At 30.6% G+C, this 19339-nt stretch carries 20 protein-coding genes; all 20 read left to right on the top strand.

Annotation, left to right across the window (positions count from 1 at the left end; translation table 11 throughout):
• The first annotated feature begins 17 nt into the window (after positions 1 to 17).
• The 20 genes from BLS00_RS08490 (at position 18) to BLS00_RS08395 (ending at position 19339) form a co-directional block, all read left to right on the top strand.
• Positions 18 to 2006: a CHASE2 domain-containing protein gene (locus BLS00_RS08490; RefSeq protein ID WP_091404862.1), complete on the top strand. Its 1989-nt coding sequence runs from the start codon at positions 18 to 20 to the stop codon at positions 2004 to 2006.
• On the top strand, positions 1996 to 3162 hold the full coding sequence (locus tag BLS00_RS08485) for an HD-GYP domain-containing protein (RefSeq protein WP_091404860.1): 1167 nt from the start codon (positions 1996 to 1998) through the stop codon (positions 3160 to 3162). The genes BLS00_RS08490 and BLS00_RS08485 overlap by 11 nt, the downstream gene beginning before the upstream one ends.
• Entirely contained in the window at positions 3155 to 3805 is a 651-nt protein-coding gene (locus BLS00_RS08480; protein WP_091404859.1) for a DUF3307 domain-containing protein, read from the top strand. The genes BLS00_RS08485 and BLS00_RS08480 overlap by 8 nt, the downstream gene beginning before the upstream one ends.
• A 4-nt stretch (positions 3806 to 3809) precedes the next feature.
• Positions 3810 to 5921, top strand: coding sequence for a FecR domain-containing protein (locus BLS00_RS08475; RefSeq protein WP_091404857.1), 2112 nt, complete (start codon positions 3810 to 3812; stop codon positions 5919 to 5921).
• Positions 5922 to 5923: 2 nt separating this feature from the next.
• The gene (locus BLS00_RS08470; RefSeq protein WP_091404854.1) at positions 5924 to 7168 is read left to right on the top strand and encodes an HD domain-containing phosphohydrolase; all 1245 of its coding nucleotides are present in this window, start codon (positions 5924 to 5926) and stop codon (positions 7166 to 7168) included.
• 605 nt (positions 7169 to 7773) lie between these two features.
• Positions 7774 to 8676, top strand: a complete 903-nt coding sequence (locus BLS00_RS08465) for a cation diffusion facilitator family transporter (protein ID WP_244885747.1) — start codon at positions 7774 to 7776, stop codon at positions 8674 to 8676.
• A gap of 18 nt (positions 8677 to 8694) precedes the next feature.
• Positions 8695 to 9285 carry a class I SAM-dependent methyltransferase gene (locus tag BLS00_RS08460; protein ID WP_091404852.1) on the top strand — a complete coding sequence of 197 codons (591 nt, stop codon included), beginning with the start codon at positions 8695 to 8697 and terminating at the stop codon, positions 9283 to 9285.
• Between the two features lie 70 nt (positions 9286 to 9355).
• Positions 9356 to 10285 carry a PfkB family carbohydrate kinase gene (locus BLS00_RS08455; protein WP_091404849.1) on the top strand — a complete coding sequence of 310 codons (930 nt, stop codon included), beginning with the start codon at positions 9356 to 9358 and terminating at the stop codon, positions 10283 to 10285.
• Between the two features lie 14 nt (positions 10286 to 10299).
• On the top strand, positions 10300 to 11868 hold the full coding sequence (locus BLS00_RS08450) for an alpha/beta hydrolase (protein WP_091404846.1): 1569 nt from the start codon (positions 10300 to 10302) through the stop codon (positions 11866 to 11868).
• Positions 11869 to 11916: 48 nt separating this feature from the next.
• Positions 11917 to 13047 carry a tetratricopeptide repeat protein gene (locus BLS00_RS08445; protein WP_091404845.1) on the top strand — a complete coding sequence of 377 codons (1131 nt, stop codon included), beginning with the start codon at positions 11917 to 11919 and terminating at the stop codon, positions 13045 to 13047.
• Positions 13048 to 13179: 132 nt separating this feature from the next.
• Positions 13180 to 13374: a hypothetical protein gene (locus BLS00_RS10620; RefSeq protein WP_091404842.1), complete on the top strand. Its 195-nt coding sequence runs from the start codon at positions 13180 to 13182 to the stop codon at positions 13372 to 13374.
• A 315-nt stretch (positions 13375 to 13689) separates the two neighbouring features.
• Positions 13690 to 14127, top strand: coding sequence for a GNAT family N-acetyltransferase (locus tag BLS00_RS08435; protein ID WP_176759882.1), 438 nt, complete (start codon positions 13690 to 13692; stop codon positions 14125 to 14127).
• A gap of 33 nt (positions 14128 to 14160) precedes the next feature.
• Entirely contained in the window at positions 14161 to 14592 is a 432-nt protein-coding gene (locus BLS00_RS08430) for a GNAT family N-acetyltransferase (RefSeq protein WP_091404838.1), read from the top strand.
• 968 nt (positions 14593 to 15560) lie between these two features.
• Positions 15561 to 16046, top strand: coding sequence for a Na+/H+ antiporter subunit E (locus BLS00_RS08425; protein WP_091404836.1), 486 nt, complete (start codon positions 15561 to 15563; stop codon positions 16044 to 16046).
• A complete protein-coding gene (locus tag BLS00_RS08420) occupies positions 16043 to 16297 on the top strand; it encodes a cation:proton antiporter (RefSeq protein ID WP_091404833.1) in 255 nt (84 codons plus the stop codon). Before BLS00_RS08425 ends, BLS00_RS08420 begins: the two co-directional genes overlap by 4 nt.
• Complete coding sequence (gene mnhG, locus BLS00_RS08415; protein ID WP_091404831.1) at positions 16294 to 16620, top strand: monovalent cation/H(+) antiporter subunit G; 327 nt, start codon at positions 16294 to 16296, stop codon at positions 16618 to 16620. Before BLS00_RS08420 ends, mnhG begins: the two co-directional genes overlap by 4 nt.
• Positions 16617 to 16865, top strand: a complete 249-nt coding sequence (locus BLS00_RS08410) for a Na(+)/H(+) antiporter subunit B (RefSeq protein ID WP_091404827.1) — start codon at positions 16617 to 16619, stop codon at positions 16863 to 16865. Before mnhG ends, BLS00_RS08410 begins: the two co-directional genes overlap by 4 nt.
• A complete protein-coding gene (gene mbhE / locus BLS00_RS08405) occupies positions 16862 to 17584 on the top strand; it encodes a hydrogen gas-evolving membrane-bound hydrogenase subunit E (RefSeq protein ID WP_091404826.1) in 723 nt (240 codons plus the stop codon). Before BLS00_RS08410 ends, mbhE begins: the two co-directional genes overlap by 4 nt.
• The gene (locus BLS00_RS08400) at positions 17584 to 17919 is read left to right on the top strand and encodes a sodium:proton antiporter (protein ID WP_176759881.1); all 336 of its coding nucleotides are present in this window, start codon (positions 17584 to 17586) and stop codon (positions 17917 to 17919) included. Before mbhE ends, BLS00_RS08400 begins: the two co-directional genes overlap by 1 nt.
• Complete coding sequence (locus BLS00_RS08395; protein WP_091404819.1) at positions 17912 to 19339, top strand: complex I subunit 5 family protein; 1428 nt, start codon at positions 17912 to 17914, stop codon at positions 19337 to 19339. Before BLS00_RS08400 ends, BLS00_RS08395 begins: the two co-directional genes overlap by 8 nt.

The raw sequence follows: 19339 nt of genomic DNA, 5'->3' as shown, positions 1-19339 counted from the left end.
ATTACAGTGGTGATAATGTGAAATCATTTAATCTTAAATGGGTATACCTACTTTTCATCATTTTTATAGCAGTTTACATAATAACATATTTTTTCAACAATCCTTGGATAGAGATTTTTGAGTTAAAAACCTTGGATTTGAGATACAGAATAAGAGGAGAAAAACAAATCACTCCAGAAGTTTTGGTTATCGCTATAGATGAGAAATCTTTGACAAAGATGTCTACTGAATTCAACGATGAATGGCCATGGAATAGAGAACATTATGCCAGAATGCTTATTAAATTGTTTGAGAATGATACAAAAGCTGTAGGGTTTGACGTTTCTTTTACAACACCTTCTGAAAGTAATGTGGTAAATGGAAAATCAAGAGATGATGCATTATTAGCTGCTATGTTGAGAAAGTTCAACAACGTTGTTCTGGGTTCTTACTTAACAGTTGAAAAAGACAACTATTCAGATTATAACGAGGAATATAAAGCTTTTTTAAAAAACAATTACTATTACAACAATTATTCTATAAAGATAAAAAATCCAGAGTATTTATCGATTTTTCAATCTTTAGAAGCTTACAAAATAATTCCACCTATAAGGGAATTTTCTTCTTTAGTGCCTTCCTCTACATATGAAATTGGGGAATTAGATCCAGATGGAGTTGCAAGAAGAATCCCCCTACTTTTCAAGGAAACATGGTCGTACGAAGAGGGAATAAGTACAGGATTTTTCCCACACATGGATTTAATGTTATATGCCCTGTATAAAGGATATGATTTAAACAACATCGTATTAGATCCCAAAAATTACATACTTGAGTTAGAAAATGAAAAAATAAAAATAGACAAAAATGGGACATATCTTCTCAACTATTATGGGGAAGGTAAAAATACGTTTGATACAATTTCTTTCTATGACTTTGTTTATGGAAATGACTACGAAGATTATGATTTTGAAGATAAGATTGTAATACTTGGTTATTCTGCCACAGCAAAGGGATTATACGATCTCAGAGTTACACCTTTTTCAAACAATGAACCAGGTGTTTATATTCACGCTACCGCAGTAGAAAATCTAATAAATGAAGATAGGTTGTACAGACTTAATTTTTTTTACTCAACGTTGATTTTATTATTGCTGTTAACCATTTCTTTGATTTTCAGCTCGTTCAAAAAAATCAAAGTTAAACTTTTTTCTTTTGCTATACCTGTTTCTTATATTTTTATCTCTTACTTTTTGTTTAAAAATAATATATGGATAGACACTTTTTATCCAGTTATAACGTCTTTAATAATTCCAGCTGTAGACACAGGACAGGCTATTTTAAAAGAATCAAGAGAGAAAAAGCAGATTAAATCATTCTTTTTCAAATACGTGCCAGATTTTGTCGCAGAAAAATTGTTGAAGGAAGGAAAGACAGAGCTTGGTGGAGAGAGAAAAGAAGTCGTATTGTTAATGTCCGATATAGTTGGGTTTACAGAAAAATCGGAAAAATTGGGACCTGAAAAAGTTGTTCAATTTTTAAACTACTATTTATCTGAAATGGCTGTAATCATTAGAAATAAATATTATGGAACTATAGATAAATTTATCGGTGATCTTATAATGGCAATCTTCGGTGCTCCAATAGAATTTGGAGACGAGGTAGATAGAGCCATTTCTTGTGCAATAGATATGCGAAAGAAGTTAAAAGAAATAAACATAGAGTTAAAAAATCAGGGGTTTGACTTTGAGATAAATTCTGGGATAGGTGTGCATTATGGCGAAGTGGTAATAGGGAACATTGGTGCAGACTTTAGAATGGATTATACGTGTATCGGTGATACCGTTAACACAACCTCCAGAATAGAGAGTTTGACCAGAAGTTTAGACGAATGGTTGATTGTTTCAGAAGAAATAGTCAAAAGATCAAAAAAATATAATTTTGAATATATAGGAGATCACAAAGTAAAGGGTAAAGAAAAACCACTTAAACTGTATAGAGTAAAAGAAGGTGAGTTAGATGACGCATGATTTGATAACAAAAAATATAGAATTTTTAAAAAGAATAAACTCGAGCTATGAATTTAAGATAGATGATGATCTTTATCAAAATAACGTTAAGGATAATGATTTAATACACGTTGAATACAAAGAATACAGTAAAATAGAAGTCAAATTATACGATGATTTTGATTCTTACTATTTATTGAGCCTGGATAAATTATTTAAAGAATATTGTGGAATTGAAGATAAAAAACAAGAAAATTTTATGGTTAATTTCCTTTCAAAGCTACAACCAAACATACAATTAAAAAATACCATAGAAAATATAAAAAATATTTTTATGGAATTTATGAATATTGAAAAAATAGATTTTTACATAAACCCAGATTTGAAGATGCTGAAAGGAAATGATTTTAATTTTATATCAACAGAAAAAATAAGAACTGTTAAGTGTTTGAAAAATGAATTGTACTTACCTATCAACTTAGAAGATGGTTTTTTAGGATATTTTAAACTTGTCAAAAATCAAAGCTTTGATTTATACGATATTTATCTTATAAAAACTCTTGAAGAACACGTAAGAAAAAATATAGAAAATTCATTTTTAGAAAACAAGTTCAACATTATATTGGATAAATCCTTAAAAATCCTGACAAAAATTTTGGAAGTCAGAGTACCTGGAGCTGAAAAACATTGTGAAAATGTTTTGGAATACTCTCAATTAATTGCTGACAAATTTGGAATGACAAGAAAGCAAAAAGAGAATTTGAAGTATGGCAGCCTGCTTTTTGACGTTGGAAAAATTGGGGTTCCAGAAAATATACTCAATAAAAAGGAAAAGTTGACAAAAGAAGAAAAAGACGAGGTAAGAAAACACGTTAATTATGGATACGAACTTCTTTCAAAAATTCCAGCAATTTCGCCAGAAGTAAGAGAAATAGTTTTATACCATCATGAAAAATGGGATGGAAGTGGATATCCAAAAAAATTATCCAAGGATGAAATTCCTTTATCTGCTCAAATAATAGGGATACTGGATAAATATGTATCTTTGACTGAAAAAAGGTCTTACAGAGAAAAACTAACAAAAGATCAAGCACTAAATTTTTTAGAAAACTACAAAGGAGAATATTATAATCCAAAATTAGTCGATAAACTAAAAGAAGTGATTAACGATGATTAATAATATATTTTTCTTGTTTTTATTATCTCATCTGATAGGTGATTATGTCTTTCAAACTAGTTATATAGCAAAATACAAAGTATCTAAGTTATCTGTATTATTGTTGCATATTTTTATAATATTTATATCTATGTTTTTGTTATTTCTTCCATCTTCTTTGAATTTGTATAATTTATTATTGTTGGTAATTCTCACATTTGTACACTTATTGATCGATATACTAAAATATAAAAACAGAGATAAAAAAATGTTCAATACCAGCGAATACTATGTCTTAGATCAATTCATGCATTTTTCGTCTCTTATGATTGTCAGCTTGATATACAATCAAACAGAGTTTTTTATAAATTTTGATTTGGCAAAGGTAATTTCGTTAGGATTGTTTAACGCATATTTTATAGGATTACTTTTTTATATGTTTAAAGGTTCAAAAAAGGCATATAAAAGAGATTATCTTGGTTATTTGCTCAGATTTTCTCTGCCAATTATAAAATATTATAGTAATACATTCTTTCTTATTTTTTCTTTGATATTTGTTCTAACAACAATTTATCTTGCGAAAAAGAATGAAGAAAGTATAAAAATAGAATTAGGACCGTTGGCGATGAGTGTTATAATAACTTATTTATCAATATGGAGGTGATACTATGTTTAAAAAAAGGGGATTATTAATTTTTTTACTATTGAGTTTTTCGTTTGTTTTTGCAGGGCTTACCATCAACTTAGACTCACAAAATGTTTTGGTAGGTGAAAGTGTACCAATTGAAATCACAACTGATCAATCAACAATTACCTATTTATATGTAGATGTATCAAATGGGGGGTTTGACGATCCATTTATTTTGTTTGACGGCATTGATTTGGAAAGCGGTCAGGCAGAAATATTGTTTTTAGCCCCTTTGATATCGGGGGAATCAACGATTACTTTTTATAACGAAGAAAGAACCGTTGAAAAAGTTATCAAAATTAATATAATTGACGAGGCAACAGAAAAGCCAGAAACCTCATTGGTTATTTTAGAGAAAAAGGGAAATGTACTGTATAAAAAACCAGACGAAGAAATTTGGGATACTTTGAATCCCAACAAAAATATTGAAGAAAATTCAGAATTAATGACTTTGGAAGATGGATTTATCATTTTGAAAGAACCAAATAATGATATAGAAATAAATGTTTCTCCAGAAACTCAGCTTTTTATAACCAGACTAAGAGCTGCCGAAAATGGAGATATAGACATTCAATACGAGTTGAAAAAGGGTAAAACAATAAATAAAATTGATGAAATTTTAGCTCCGGGTTCAAAATACATAGTGAGTTCTGGCTCAGTAGTAGCTGGAGTTAGAGGCACACAGTTTGGATTTGAAAAAACTGGTGGAACTACAAAGGTAAGAACCTTTGAAGGGACTGTGTTCACATCTGTAAATGGTGTATTGTTTCCAATTAATGCAAACAACATGCTTACATATAATCAAGGAGAACAACCAAATATTTCTGACATTGATACCAATTTAGAAAATTATGAACAGGAAAATCAACCAGAAGAAGATACAGAAAAACCAAAGGAACCTCAAGATGAAAAAGAGCCGCAAACGACATCAGTTCCCACTTCACCAGCTCCAACAGGAGTATCGGCATCAATAGGGGATGTATCTTTTGGGAAACAACAGAAAAGATCTGAAAGTTACTTAGTTTACTCTTTTGCACCAGAATTTGATTTTGGTAGATTTGGTTTTGGAATAGGCTTTAACGCTTATCAAACAGAAATTGATAGCCCATTATACTATGGGATCCCAACACAATCAGCTTCTCCATCTGAAGATCTTTGGAGTGCTTTTTCAATAAATTATTTAAAATTCGATTTCTCATCTTTTTATCTAAGATATGGGAAGAGTCCGGCTTATACTAAAGGACTTGGATTGTTTATGAACAATTATTACATTCCATATTCAAGAGTATTAGATGCCGAGTTAAGACTTGCGAATGTTAGAGTTGGAGCACACGTTCCTTATGAGGTTAACTCATTTGTACCTTTTGTTTATTCTCAAGCATCTGATGTTTTCTTTGGATACGCAGATTTAAACTTAGGCGCATTTAACACAGAAGTAACTGGAGTGTTCAACTTAAGAGAAGAAATACCAAACAACGAATTTTCACAAGCCTATTTAGCAACAATCTATAGAGATATTATGTTCTTTAGATTGGGAGTTGAAGGCGACGTTGTATTAACTGAAGATGGAAGCATGACTTATGGTGCTTTGGTAGGACCAACGATCAACTTACCACCATATTTCCAATTCATGTTTGGGGTAAACTACCTTTCAGCTAGATTCAATATGGAATACTTAAATCCATATTATGAATACAATGTAGCAAATGATATATACATGGACTTAGATACAGATAAATCTTTTGGATTGATGGGTAAAGCAACGCTTAACATAGACCCTTATCTAAACGTTATATTCAACTACAACAGACCATTCAGCGAAAGCAGAGATAGCTTGTTAAAAGGTGACCTATCGTTAAACTTGCCTGCTATGGGTAGTTTCCCAGAACTAAAAGCCGGATTTACGTATATGCAGTACAATTTCTTAGAAGATGATACTGTAGATAACGCATTTTTAAACGACAATACAAACCTAAATGGATATATTTATTACCCAGTTTTAGAAAGCTCTGGGGTTATATATTCTGTGAATTACAACATGAGAGAAAGAAAATTTGTATATAGTTTGAGTTTTGAATCAAGAGAATTTTAAAAATGTATAATTCGATATTTTATGATCTAAAAATATCTGGAATTGAAAAAGAAGAAAAGGTTTATGGCAAGAAAGGAAATTTTGTTAATAAAATCAACGATTACCTGATTTTTTCAGAAAAAGAGCTGGAAGGACTTGGCAAGATAGCAGTTGAAAACGCACTACATAATCAGGATATTGAAGAAATAGATTTTTACGAAGAAAAATCAAACGTTTTGGATTTGATAAATCTAATAAATGGTAATTTTAAACTGGAAACAGTTTTAAAAATGACAGAAGATGCTTTAAGAAAGCTTTTGAATTCAGATGGTGCTTCAATTTTATTGTTCAACGAAGAAAAAAACGTGCTAAACTTCTACATAACTTCTGGAGGGGCCAGTGGAAATATCGAAACTATAGACGTTCCCATAGAAGGGTCCATAGCTGGAGAGTGCTTTAAAAAGAAAGAAACTATAATAATAAACGATGCTCAAAAAAATCCAAAACACTTTAAAAAAACGGATAAAAAAGCAAAATATACCACAACTAATTTAATAGCAACTCCGTTATTAGTTGACGAAGAACCGATTGGGGTTATAGAAGCAGTGAATAAAAATGGAAATTATATTTCAAAAGATCAATCGGTAATAGAACTTTTTTCATCTCTAATTTCCAACAAACTTTTGAATTCCAAAATATATGAAGATTTGAGTAGCACTATAAAAGGTATAATTCTTGCAGTCGCTACGGCCATTGACTTGCGAGATAGATATACACATACTCATTCAAACAATGTATCAAAAGTTGCTGTAACAATAGGAAAAGAACTTGGATTCAATGATTCGATTTTAGAAGAGTTGGAAATTTCCGCTTTGTTACATGATGTTGGAAAAATAGGGATTCCTGATGAAGTACTAAACAAACCAGGAAAATTGACAGACGAAGAATATAAAATAATACAATCACACACTATAATAGGCGGAGACCTTTTATCTGAAATAGACTTTTTGTCAAAGAACATCCCGTTGGGAGCTTTAGAGCATCATGAAAAGTTGGATGGCACAGGATATCCTTACCAAAAAAAAGAAGATGAAATATCTTTATTTGGAAAGCTTTTGGCTGTTGCAGACATATACGATGCATTAACAGCAAAAAGAGTTTACAAAGATCCCTGGCCAAAAGAAAAAGTTTTAACCATACTAAAAAAAGGCTGCCCAGCAAAATTTGACTGTGAAATAGTAAATGCATTAGAAAGAAAAGTGAAATAAATAAAAGACGCCTTTTTTAAAAAAAGGCGTCTTTTTAGATGAATTTATTTTATTGAGGTTAGTATCTCATTAATTCTAAAACTATATTAGAATGGTTATTGTATAAATCTTCTCTGGCGCTATCATAATTTCTTTCTAACTTTTTATTATTTCTAAACATGTTAATCCCTCCTTTAAAAGAAAGTGATTAGAAACTTCTCATTAATTCAGCAGCAACGTTAGAATATTGGTTCATGATGTTTTCATTTGCACTAGGTATTTTGTTATCTCTTTTAGTCATAATAACTCCTCCTTAGAAGTAAGTATTTATATTTTCACTACTATTATAGTTCGTGAAGTAAACCTTATGTCAACAGTAAAAACATAGTAATTTATGTAAAGCTTCAATTAAATATGGGGTGCACTCCACTAATTGTTTTGTAACATTCATATAGAAATCAGAGATTTCTGTTGGAAGATAGTGAGAATTTGTAAAACAAATTCTCGGTTGTTAGTTGCTCGTTGTATGTTAATGGTTGGAAGCAAAAAATATTGAAATAAATAATATATAATGTTATAATTGAATATATGAATAGGTATTCATTTATAAGCAAGGGGGAAAAATAATGTTCCAAAACAATAGTCATAATCATGATCATGAGCATCATCATGACACGAGTAGCATGACGGACAAAAAGCTTTTTTGGTCAGTATTTTTGAACTTGACTATCACAGCAGCAGAATTCATAGGTGGGTTTATTTCAAACAGTTTGGCTTTGTTGTCAGATGCAACTCACAATTTAAACGATTCAATGGCTATACTAATAAGTTATATAGCAAGGAAAATATCAAAAAAACAAAAAGACGAAAAAAGAACATACGGTTATAAAAGGGTTGAAATACTTGCAGCTTTTTTAAACACAGTATTTTTAATAGCAATAGCTGCCATTCTGATATTTGAAGGTATAGATAAACTAATGAATCCAGGCGAGATAAATGGTCAGCTGATGCTTTGGGTTTCTGTAGTGGGTTTAGCAGGTAATTTAATCACAGCTATTTTATTGTTTAGAGATTCAAAAGAAAATTTAAACTTAAAAGCTACATTTATTCACATAATGAGTGATACACTTAGTTCTGTTATGATAATTGTTGGGGCAATATTCATAATGAATTATAATTGGTATATTCTGGATCCCATTTTTACTTTTGTGATTAGCACTTATATATTGTTTGAAAGCTTTAATCTTATAAAAGAAATATCGAATATTCTTGTACAAGGTAAACCAGCAGATATAGATACATTTAAAATAAAAGAAGAAATTGAAAAATTATCTTATGTTGAAAATGTTCACCATATTCATGTTTGGACAACTGATGGTATTGATCTTTACTTTGAAGGCCATGTATCGCTCGTACAAGAATGTGATTATAAACTGGATAGCTATATTAAAGAAATAAATAAAATATTAGAAGAAAAATTTTCCATAAACCATTCAACAATTCAACTTGAACAAAAACTTTGTGAATGATAAATAGGAGAGATTTAAATGATTTTTAGTTATGACAAAATCGCCCCAAATTATGATAAATTTTTATCCATAGTAGAAGAAAAATCAATAGATAAATATAGAAAAAAATATGTCCCTTTAATAAAAGGAAAAGTTTTGGATATAGCCGCAGGAACGGGAAACAACATAAAATATTATCCAAAAAATTCTGATGTAACGCTCTTAGATGCAAGCGAAGGTATGCTTAAAATTGCAAGAGAAAAAGCAAAAGAAAGGGAAGATTTATCTCTTGAATACATTAACCAAAGATTAGAAGACTTTGAGTTACCAGACAATTATTTTGATACAATCCTCTCTATTGACGTCTTTTGTTCTGTACAAGATCAGGACAAAGCAATGAAAAATATTAAAAGAGTCCTTAAAAAAGATGGAAGAATAATATTTGTGGAGCACATGAAAACAGAATTTTTTTTGAAAAATATTCCTTTGTATTTTTCAAACCTTCTTACATATCCAACAGTCGGATCTTCTATGGTCAAAGAAACAGACAAAAAAATAGAAAAATATTTTAAAATTTTGGAAAAAGAGAAGCTGAACTACTCTTTTAGATATTATTTGGTAACAAAATGAACTTTAATAGGAGCTGCGTTTGCAGCTCTTTTTATTATCACGTTATAATAGATAAACAAGGGGGGATAAGATGATAGGAATAATCGGTAGCACAAATATTGATGCATATCTAAAAACAGATCACTTTACAAAGCCGGGTGAAACCCAAAATTCACTGGATTATAAAATATTTTATGGTGGGAAAGGGGCAAACCAGGCTTCTACAGTTTCAAAAATTTCAAATAAACAAACAGCTTTTCTAACTTGTATAGGAAATGATTTCTATGGAACAGCTCTGCAAAAGGAGTTCGACAAAAACGATTTGATTGGTTATCAAATATTAAAAGGAGAAAAAACTGGAAGGGCTTTTATTGAGGTAGAAAAAACTGGTGAAAACAGAATAATAACTGCACCAGGAGCAAACCACAAAATGAAAAAAGAAATGGTTGATGACTTTTTGGATAGGTTTGACAAAGATTTAGATATAGTTCTTATACAAAACGAGTTACCAAAAGAAATAATTGATTATTCACTGACTAAGTTAAAAGAAAAGAATATAAAAATATTCTACGACCCAGCCCCAAAAGAAAAAACAGACTTAAGTAATTTAGAGCATATCTTTGTTTTGACTCCAAATCTAAACGAGTTTTCTTATATATACGAAAAAACAACAAATAAAAAATACGATGAAAATAAATTGAAAGATCAACTATTAGAACTAAAAGAAAAGACAAAAATAGAAAATATAATAATAACACTTGGTAAAAAAGGATCTTTGTATATAAACCAAAATAAAGAAATAAATGAATTTGGGGCATTCAAAGTCGAAGCCGTAGATACAACAGCTTCGGGAGATGTGTTTAACGGTACATTGGTACTCGAATTTTTAGAAACAGAGGATCTAAGAAAGAGTATAAAAAAAGCCTCCGCAGCTGCAGCTTTATCTACAACAAAAATTGGGGCTCAAACGTCTATTCCAACCATGGAAGAAATAGACGAATTTTTAAAAAATAATGGTTAACGGGGGTAAATAGTGTGAGAAGAAAAGCTAACACATTTTTACTATTTTCAAATATAGCGATAATAATACTTGGAATATTGAACTATTTTTCTATAGACTACAAAATAAATGATTATCTTGGAATAATAATGAGTATTGTTTTGGTTTTAGATTATCTAAGTATTTACTTTTTTAATTACAAACAGCTAAAAGCATACAAATATCCCAAAGTGTTTTTATACCTATCCATAATAGGTGTTTTCATGATGATCGTTGGAAACGTACTTAGAATGATGTATTATGATTATAATTCAATAGAAATTTTGAGAAGTCGAATTCTGACATATGCTGGGTTTTTAATTGTTTTTGGTGGGGCTATTTTCAACAACATAAAAACATTGTCTTACAACAAATATTTTAGAAAGCCAAAAGCAAGTAAATTAGGGTTTATAAAATACATTTTTGCGATAATAAATATTTTGATCTTATCTTATCTCTTGGTAGTGCTATATTCAATAACTTATTTGGGAAGTGTTGAAATTTATTTTCCACATTTTGCATTCTTTTTTGGATTCATAGGTCTTTCTTATGGGCTAATTATGTATTCCAATTTTAGAAAAAGAAAAGTTTTGAGAGAGGCCGGTTTTGTTATTGGAGTGATATTTTTCGTTTTATTTTCAATACCAATGTTATCTACAGTTTTAAAAATAGACGATTTTTCAGAAAAATACAGCAGTATCTATTCTGAAATACCAGTTAGAGAAAATATGTTTTCTTTGACAGACTATTTTCTGGGAACAAAAATTGAAGGATACTCTTATAAAAAAGATGTGGTCTTTTATAAAGATGAAAAAGGGAACGATGATTTTATTGAACTGAAATTCGATTACTTTTATCCAGAAAACTCTGAGGAGAAATTACCTGTAATAGTGAGAATACACGGAGGTTCTTGGATATCTGGAAACAAAGGCTTTGAAAACATGATGCAGATGAACAAATACTTTGCTTCAAAGGGTTATGCTGTATTCGACATCCAATATGGGCTATACAATTTTGGAGAAAAAAGCGACAATCCAAGAAAAGGTAACTTCACAATAGAAGATTTGGTGAGACACATAGGCTTATTCGCCAACTACATATCAGTAAACAAAGAAGATTACAACATTGATCTGGATAACGTTTTTATTTCTGGTGGTTCTGCTGGAGGTCACCTTGCTACAGCCTATTCACTTGCAAAGAACAATTCAGAGTATAAAAACGATTTTTTAGACGATTTCAAAATAAGAGGAGTCATCCCATTTTACCCCGCAAATGCGCTGGCAGATGACGTGGGGTTAGAAGGGATAGAAGCTTACAATTCTCCTTCGTTGATGATTGAGGAAAATCAGCCACCATTTCTTATATACCAAGGAACTCACGATGGATATGTTTTCGTTGAAAATACGAAAAATTTTGTAGAAAAATACAAAGAAAAAGATAATAAAGCTGTAGCCCTTTATTTCCCGTATTCTGGACATGCTAACGACGTGTACTTTGAAGGGTACTACAATCAAATATTCTTACATTACATGGAAAATTTCATTAAACAGCAAATAAAAGATTAATTTTTGATATAATTTTATTAACTAAGGTTAATAAAATGAGGTGATGATATGAAAAAAACTATAATAATAACGCTAACAATACTCTTAATAACAGTTTCTTTTTCGTCCATATTCGAAGATACATTCAAAAAAGCTTTGAACTACTCCTGGAATGGAGAGTATGAAAAAGCAGAAGAGATATTCAAAGATTTGATGGAAACTTATAGAACTGTAGATGTTGTAATAGCCTATTCAAACATGCTTGCTTGGCAAGAAAAATATCAGCAAGCTCTGAGTGTATTATATCAATTCGAAGAAGAAAACAACGATATAAAAGCAAACAAAGCGAAAATATATTTTTGGATGGGAAACTTTTCAAAATCATACGAGTTATATGATGAGCTTTTAAACAGCGGATATGAGATAGAGCAGAACTTTAAAGACTTTTATAACTGGTACCAAGAAGTGATAAAACCATATGGTTCGTATAATGGAGTTATCCAAGAAGTAGAAAAACTTATAGACAATGGCGACGAAGAAAAAGCTGAATATTTGTTAGAACAATTATCGAAATACTTTGTCAACGACAAAAAAATCAGTATTAAAATGGCCGAAGTTTACGCAGAAAAAGGGGATTACCCTTCTGCAATTGGTTTTTTGGAAGCAATAGAACCAAAAGATTGTGAAGTATATATAAAAATGTTTGAAATAAACTATGAAGCCAAAAACTTTGACGACGCTTACCAGAATTATTCAGATATTCAAGAAACTTGTGTAAACAAAGTTGAATTCACCACGGAAGAACTCAATTTTATTAGCTGGTATGAGGATTTTATGAAAGATTATGAAAATTATACTGCAGCTATTTTAGAAGCTAATGAGTTTGCAAGAAACGAAGAATACAAAAAAGCAGAAGAAATATATCAAAATCTTTTAAAATATTACACAACAGAAGAATTAATCATTGGTTATTCCAACGTTTTAATATGGCAAGAAAAATATCAACTGGCAATAATATTCTTAAATTCAAGAAAAACAATTTCAAACAATATAAAAGCACAACTTGGAAAAGCTTATGAAGCTTCCGGAAACTATGAAAAAGCTTATTATACATATTCAGAATTGAAAGAAAGTAATTATGAGCTAACTGAAGAACAAAAAGAGTTTATAAGACTATACGAAAAATACTATTTAGATTAATAAAAAGGCATTTTATAGAGATGGTAATTCTTTGAATTACTCATCTCTGTTTGGTACTTTAAAAACACTTTTTTTCTTTCAGCTTTATCACAGTGGAATAGCGAAACAGCAAAAACAACTCTTCTGAATCTGTTGTTAAACAAGTTAGAACCAAATAAAGGAAATATAAAAATCAACCATTTAAAACAAATCCCTGAATGGCAAAACTGTTTGACGAAAGATAGAGTCGCCAAAAAAGGATATGATTTGTACATTTGGGATGAGTCTTTAAACTACATTGACATGCAAACAAGAAAAATAATTGAAAGAGGCTATATTAAAATATGACCCAACAATACTTTTTATTGAGTATGATAGATATTTTGTTAAAATCATAGCAACTGATATTATAAAACTTTAATTTTGCTATTAAGATAAATAATAAATAGCACTCTTCACTAGATCAAATTATTGAAAAAATAGTATCTTCAATCACTTGGAAATGCTAAAAATTGCAAACTCACAAAAAACAGTTCAAACATGCAATTTTTTTAACGCATTTCCAGCGTTCTTTCAGATAAATTTTGTACAATAATTTTCAATAGTTAATCGCATCTATTTATTATTTTATAAAGATTTAAAAAGAAAAAGGGGATGGTAAAAATGGTAATTTTGAAAGAAGTTAACGATGAAAATTTTTACAAATTAGTAAAAATGGAAAGACAAGAGCATGTTGCACCAAATGTATTTTCTATTGCACAAGCTTATTTATTTCCTGAAATGAAGCCAAGAGCAATATATAACAAAGAAAATGAACTGGTTGGTTTTGTTATGTACGGTCCTGACCCAGATCTAAACGATCAAATCTGGATTTGGAGGCTATCAATTGATACCCCCTATCAAAGGAAAGGATATGGTAGAGCAACTGTTAAAAAAGTCATAGAAAATGTTTTAGAAGAATATCCAGAAGAAAAACAACTTTGGCTTAGTACATTACCAGATAACGACAGAGCAATCAACCTCTACACTAGTCTAGGATTTAAAGATACAGGGAAAACTGAATATGATGAAAAAGTCTATGTTCTGGATTTAAAAAAGTAAAGAAAAATATCTTTTTATAAGGGGTTGGATAAAATGGTGTTCTTAGAAGAAATAAACCGGGATAATTTCTATAAACTGGTAAATATGAAAAAACAAGATCATGTAGCTCCAAATGTTTATTCTATTGCACAAGCATACGTCTATCCAAAAGGAAAACCAATGGCAATTATAAACGAAGAGAAAGAAGTAGCTGGTTTTGTAATGTATGGATTAGATGGTGATGATGAACTATGGATTTGGAGGTTGTCTATTGATACTCCCTATCAAAGGAAAGGATATGGAAAAGAAGCTGTTAAAAAAGTCATAGAAAATGTTTTAAGAGAATATCCAGAAGAAAAACAACTTTGGCTTGGCACTAACCCAGAAAACGAAAGAGCGATAAAATTCTATACAAGCTTAGGTTTCAAAGACAGTGGAAAAACAGCATACGACAATGAAAAAGTATTTGTATATAACTTGAAATAGATGAGTTTAAAAACTCGAGTCTGTAAAATAAATTGTGTAAAAACACCGAATAGGTAGTAAAAAACAAATGAAAAATGACAAAAAACGTCCCAGCAAAAATGAAAAAACTAGAAACTAATAAATTATAGAGAGTATAAAAAAATTGGATGCTTGTCTCCTGTTGAGTTCAGAAGCCATGCATTCATTTGTATATAGTTTTTTATTAATTTTTGTGTCTACTTGACATGGGGCTGTTCAAAAATTTATTAACTAAAATGAAAAAAGAAAATAAAATAAAAATTATTGGAGCTGGTAAGAATTCTGAATGGATTTTAAATGATTAAATATTGATTTATAATATTCGTTTAAAATTATATGCTTATTTTCTATTTAAACAAATAATGGAGTGTTTTATTAAAAAGATAATTTTTGAAACTGTTTATATTACTGTTTTTTAGAGTTCGTTTAAATTTTAATGATGACTATATTTAAACGAAAAAATACCAATAATTATATCAAAAAAGATGATTTGACATGCAGTCAAATCATCTTTTTGTTTTTATCGATAGAAAGAACATGATTATTAATAAAGGAATAAGGACATAGTTACCTATTGCTCTCGGGACGGTTTGTTCTGTTATTATAGTGTTTAAGTTTGCTAGTGTTAGCCTTAAAATGTATTCCGTGATCATTATGAAATAGAGAAATGGTATAAAAATCAGTATCCCTCCAATTTATCATTTTGGAGGGATTTTTTTATGTTAATAATTTTGTTGATATGATAATAATTTATTAAAAATGTTAATTATTCTTTGTTAAGCGAAAAAAAGTCCGATTATACCCCAACATGATAACGAATGTATCTCAATATGGACTTTGACATATATACTATAGACCGGTATAATATAATGAATAATTAGAATGAATTATTCTATGCTTAATAAAAGATAAAATTCACAAAGTATATTTAGGTATAAGGAGGGAGTCAAATGAAAAAGTTTTTATCATCTTTTGTGACTTTTTGGGTGATTTGGACTGCCTTATCCGGTTTTGAAACTCAAGAGATGATTGTGGGTGCGATTGCTTCGCTTGTGCTTGCTTTCGTTGTTTCACAATATCTTAATTTTTCGTTCAACTTGAGTATTATATACCGGGTATTTGTATTTATTTTTGTTTATATACCAGTTTTTCTTTACAAAATGCTTTTGTCCAATTTGGATGTAGCAAGGAGGGTTCTTAGCCCCAAGATACCATTGAATCCTGGGTTTGTTAAGATAAAAACTGATATTAAAAGCAAAACAGGTAAATTAACTCTTGCTAATTCTATTACTTTGACACCTGGTACAATGTCTGTTGATGTGGATGATCAATATATATATGTACACTGGATAGATGTCAAAGGTGAAGGAATTGAGGATTATTCAAAGGAAGTATCGGGTTCTTTTGAAAAAATCTTAGGGGGTATCTTTAAATGACAGATATTATTGTTTTTGCCATTATAGGATTTGGAGCTTTTTTCTCAATTCTTAGGTTGATTATGGGACCAACCGTGGCAGACAGAGCAGCAGCTTTAGACACTATGAACGTAATTATTACAGGGTTGATTGTATTCTTAGCACATATATTTGAAAATTCTCTCTATTTAGATATAGCTATAGTTTATGGAGCGCTTTCTTTCTTGGAAACTGTAGTTGTGTCCAGATATTTGGAGGCGAATAAGAAATGAATATTTTAGGATATATTTTTGTTTTTATCGGTGCTTTGTTTTATGCTTTGGGCGGCCTTGGTATGTTTAGAATGCCCGATGTTTTTAACAGATTACAAGCTGGAACAAAAGCTACGACTCTTGGAACTATAGCACTTTTATTTGGGATAGGTTTGTTGAATCCAGATTGGATGATAAAAATACTTTTGATTATCGTATTTTTAACAGTTACCAATCCAGTTGGGAGTTCGACTCTTGCAAGGGCAGCATATATTTCTAACGTCAAAAAAGACGTAGAAAAAGACGAATTGAAGTCTCTGTTGAATGGAGATGATGAAAAATGATAGAGGTTGTAGAAATTATTGCGGGAGCTTTGATGCTCTTGTTTGCAATTTTAGCGATTGAATCAAAAAAGCTTATTAATTCGGTTATTTATATGTCTTTGATGTCTTTGCTTTCTGTTGTTTCTTTTATTATTATGAAGGCACCTGATGTAGGCATCACTGAAGCTGTCATTGGTTCTGGGTTAGTTACTTTCTTGTTTGTTATCACTTTAACTCAAATTAAGAAGACAGGTGATACTAAATGAAGAGAATAATAGCGATTTTACTAACTGTAGCGGTTGGAATTTTTATTTTTACCGGGTTGTATGGCGAAGATTCTGATTTTAAAGCTTTTGGTGAAAAGAATATTTCAGATACTGTAGCGAATAGTTATGTAGATAAAAATGTGGACGCAGATAGAGAATCTCCAGAATCTGGTTCTGCCAATGTTGTGACTTCTATTGTTGTTAATTACAGAAGTTTGGATACTTTGGGAGAAGTTACAGTTCTTTTTGTTTCTGCTCTTGGAGTTGCTTTGCTCGGTGGATTTTTGAAGGAAAAGGTGACTTTTTCTGTTAAACCAGGTTTTATTCTTAAAAACGGAATGAAGATTATTTCTGGAATTATTTTAATAACAGGTATTTATATTTTTATCCATGGTCATCTTTCACCAGGTGGAGGATTTCCAGGAGGGGCTATGATTGGTTCTTCTTTCTTGCTCATGTATTTGAGTGATGAAGAGTTTAAAACAAAAATCACAGCTTTTAAAATTATGGAAGGTACTGCGGGAAGTTTGATCCTAATAATAGGATTAGCAGGTTTGTCTATAGGTGGATATTTCTTATACAATTTCTTACCAAATGGAAATGTTGGAGATTTGATTTCAGCTGGAATTGTCCCAATATTATATGTTTTGGTTGGTCTAAAAGTAGGATCAGAAATATCTAACTTATTGGGGAACTTCCTTAACGGGGAGGTAGAATAATGAGTCAATATTTATACATAATTTTGATGTTGGTTGGAATTTATGGCTTGTTGTCTCAAAAAAACATCGTTAAAATGATTATTTCTTTGAATATTTTGGAGTTGGGGTTGAACCTTTTTATTATTTCTACTGGTTATATTAGCGGCTCAAATGCTCCAATCATCATTTTTGAAAATGACACTAATTTTGTGGATCCACTTCCTCAAGCGATTGTTCTTACCGCTATTGTTATTGGTTTTGGTGTTACAGCAGTTGCACTTATGCTTGCGAGAAATATCTACAAAAAAAACGGAACTCTTGAAATAGATGAAATAAGAGGTGAAGACAATGATTAATCCAATTCTTTTGGTTGCAATACCTCTTTTAGCAGCATTTTTATCCATTATGGTTAAGAAGCTATCTGGAGTATTTTTATTTGGTGTTTCTTTGTTTACGGCTATAGGAAGTTTTTTTATAGAAAACGGTTCTTATGTAATTGGTGGATGGAAGCCACCTTTTGGAATCAATCTTGTTGTTGACGATTATTCTTTTTTGATTTTGATTATTGTGAACATTCTTTTCTTTTTAACTCTTTTGAATGGAATGTGGGATTTAAAAAAGAATGAAACAGTTCTTCTTGTAACTCTTGCAGGAGTTAATGGTATCGTTATGACAGGTGATTTTTTCAACTTGTTCGTATTTATGGAAATAATAGCAATAAGTGCCTATATATTAGCGAGTTCAACAGAAAAATATTATTCAGTTTTCAAATACTTGATTTTGGGAACTGTGGGATCTAGCCTTTATTTGTTTGGAATAATAATTCTCTATGGAACAGCGGGGACTTTGAATATGGCAGATCTTGCTTCAAAATTACCTGAAATTAGCAACTCTGTAAAAGTTCTTGCTTTTACTTTTATTTTTTCAGGATTGGCAGTTGAAGCGAAAATTCTTCCTTTCAATTCTTGGGTTAGGGGAATTTTTGGAAACTCAAATACTTTAACAGGGCCAATGTTTTCAACGGTCTATGCGACTGTTTCAGCAGCAGTAGTTGGGAGAGTGTTTGGGCAGATTTTGACTATTGACACAAATTTAATCTACGCTTTTATTACTTTAACTCTTATGACGTTTATCTTTGCAGAAAGTGCAGCTATGGCTTCTAAAAACTTGAGAAGTATTTTGACTTTTTCAAGTATAGGCCAGGCTGGGTTGATTATCACAATGTTTTTATTGGGTGGGTTCTATGCAGCTTTAATACAACTTGTGAACAATGCTTTTGCGAAGATGGTTATGTTTTCAATAGCTACAAAAACATACAGCAGCAATGAAGATGATGATATAGACAATCTCGCTGGTATTTTCAGAAAGCATTATATGATGGGATTAGGATTCACAATTTCCGCACTTTCATTGATAGGACTTCCTTTATTCTTTGGGTTCTACGGGAAGATAAATATTTTGCAGACAGCTTTTGCAACAAATATGTGGATTCCTGCATTTATCTTGATTGGAAGTATAATCGAAGGTATTTATTACATTAGATTATTGGTTAAATTATGGAATCCTGGAAAAGAAGGCGACGAATCCTCAGAAGAAGCGGGAACGTCTTACACCATTCTCAATGGATTTACAGTTTCTATTATTGCTTTAGTTGTTGGAGCTGTTTTTGTTGTTGCTGGAATCACACCAGAATTTCTTGTAGAAAATATAGAAAAAGCGGCAAACAGCTTAGGAGATATAAACACATATCTTTCCAGTGTAATGGGAGGAATATAA

It is taken from the genome of Geotoga petraea (genome assembly GCF_900102615.1).
In the GTDB taxonomy this organism is placed as follows: domain Bacteria; phylum Thermotogota; class Thermotogae; order Petrotogales; family Petrotogaceae; genus Geotoga; species Geotoga petraea.
The sequence above is the reverse complement of the archived record's forward strand: the minus strand, read 5'-3'. Positions and strand labels throughout refer to the sequence as shown.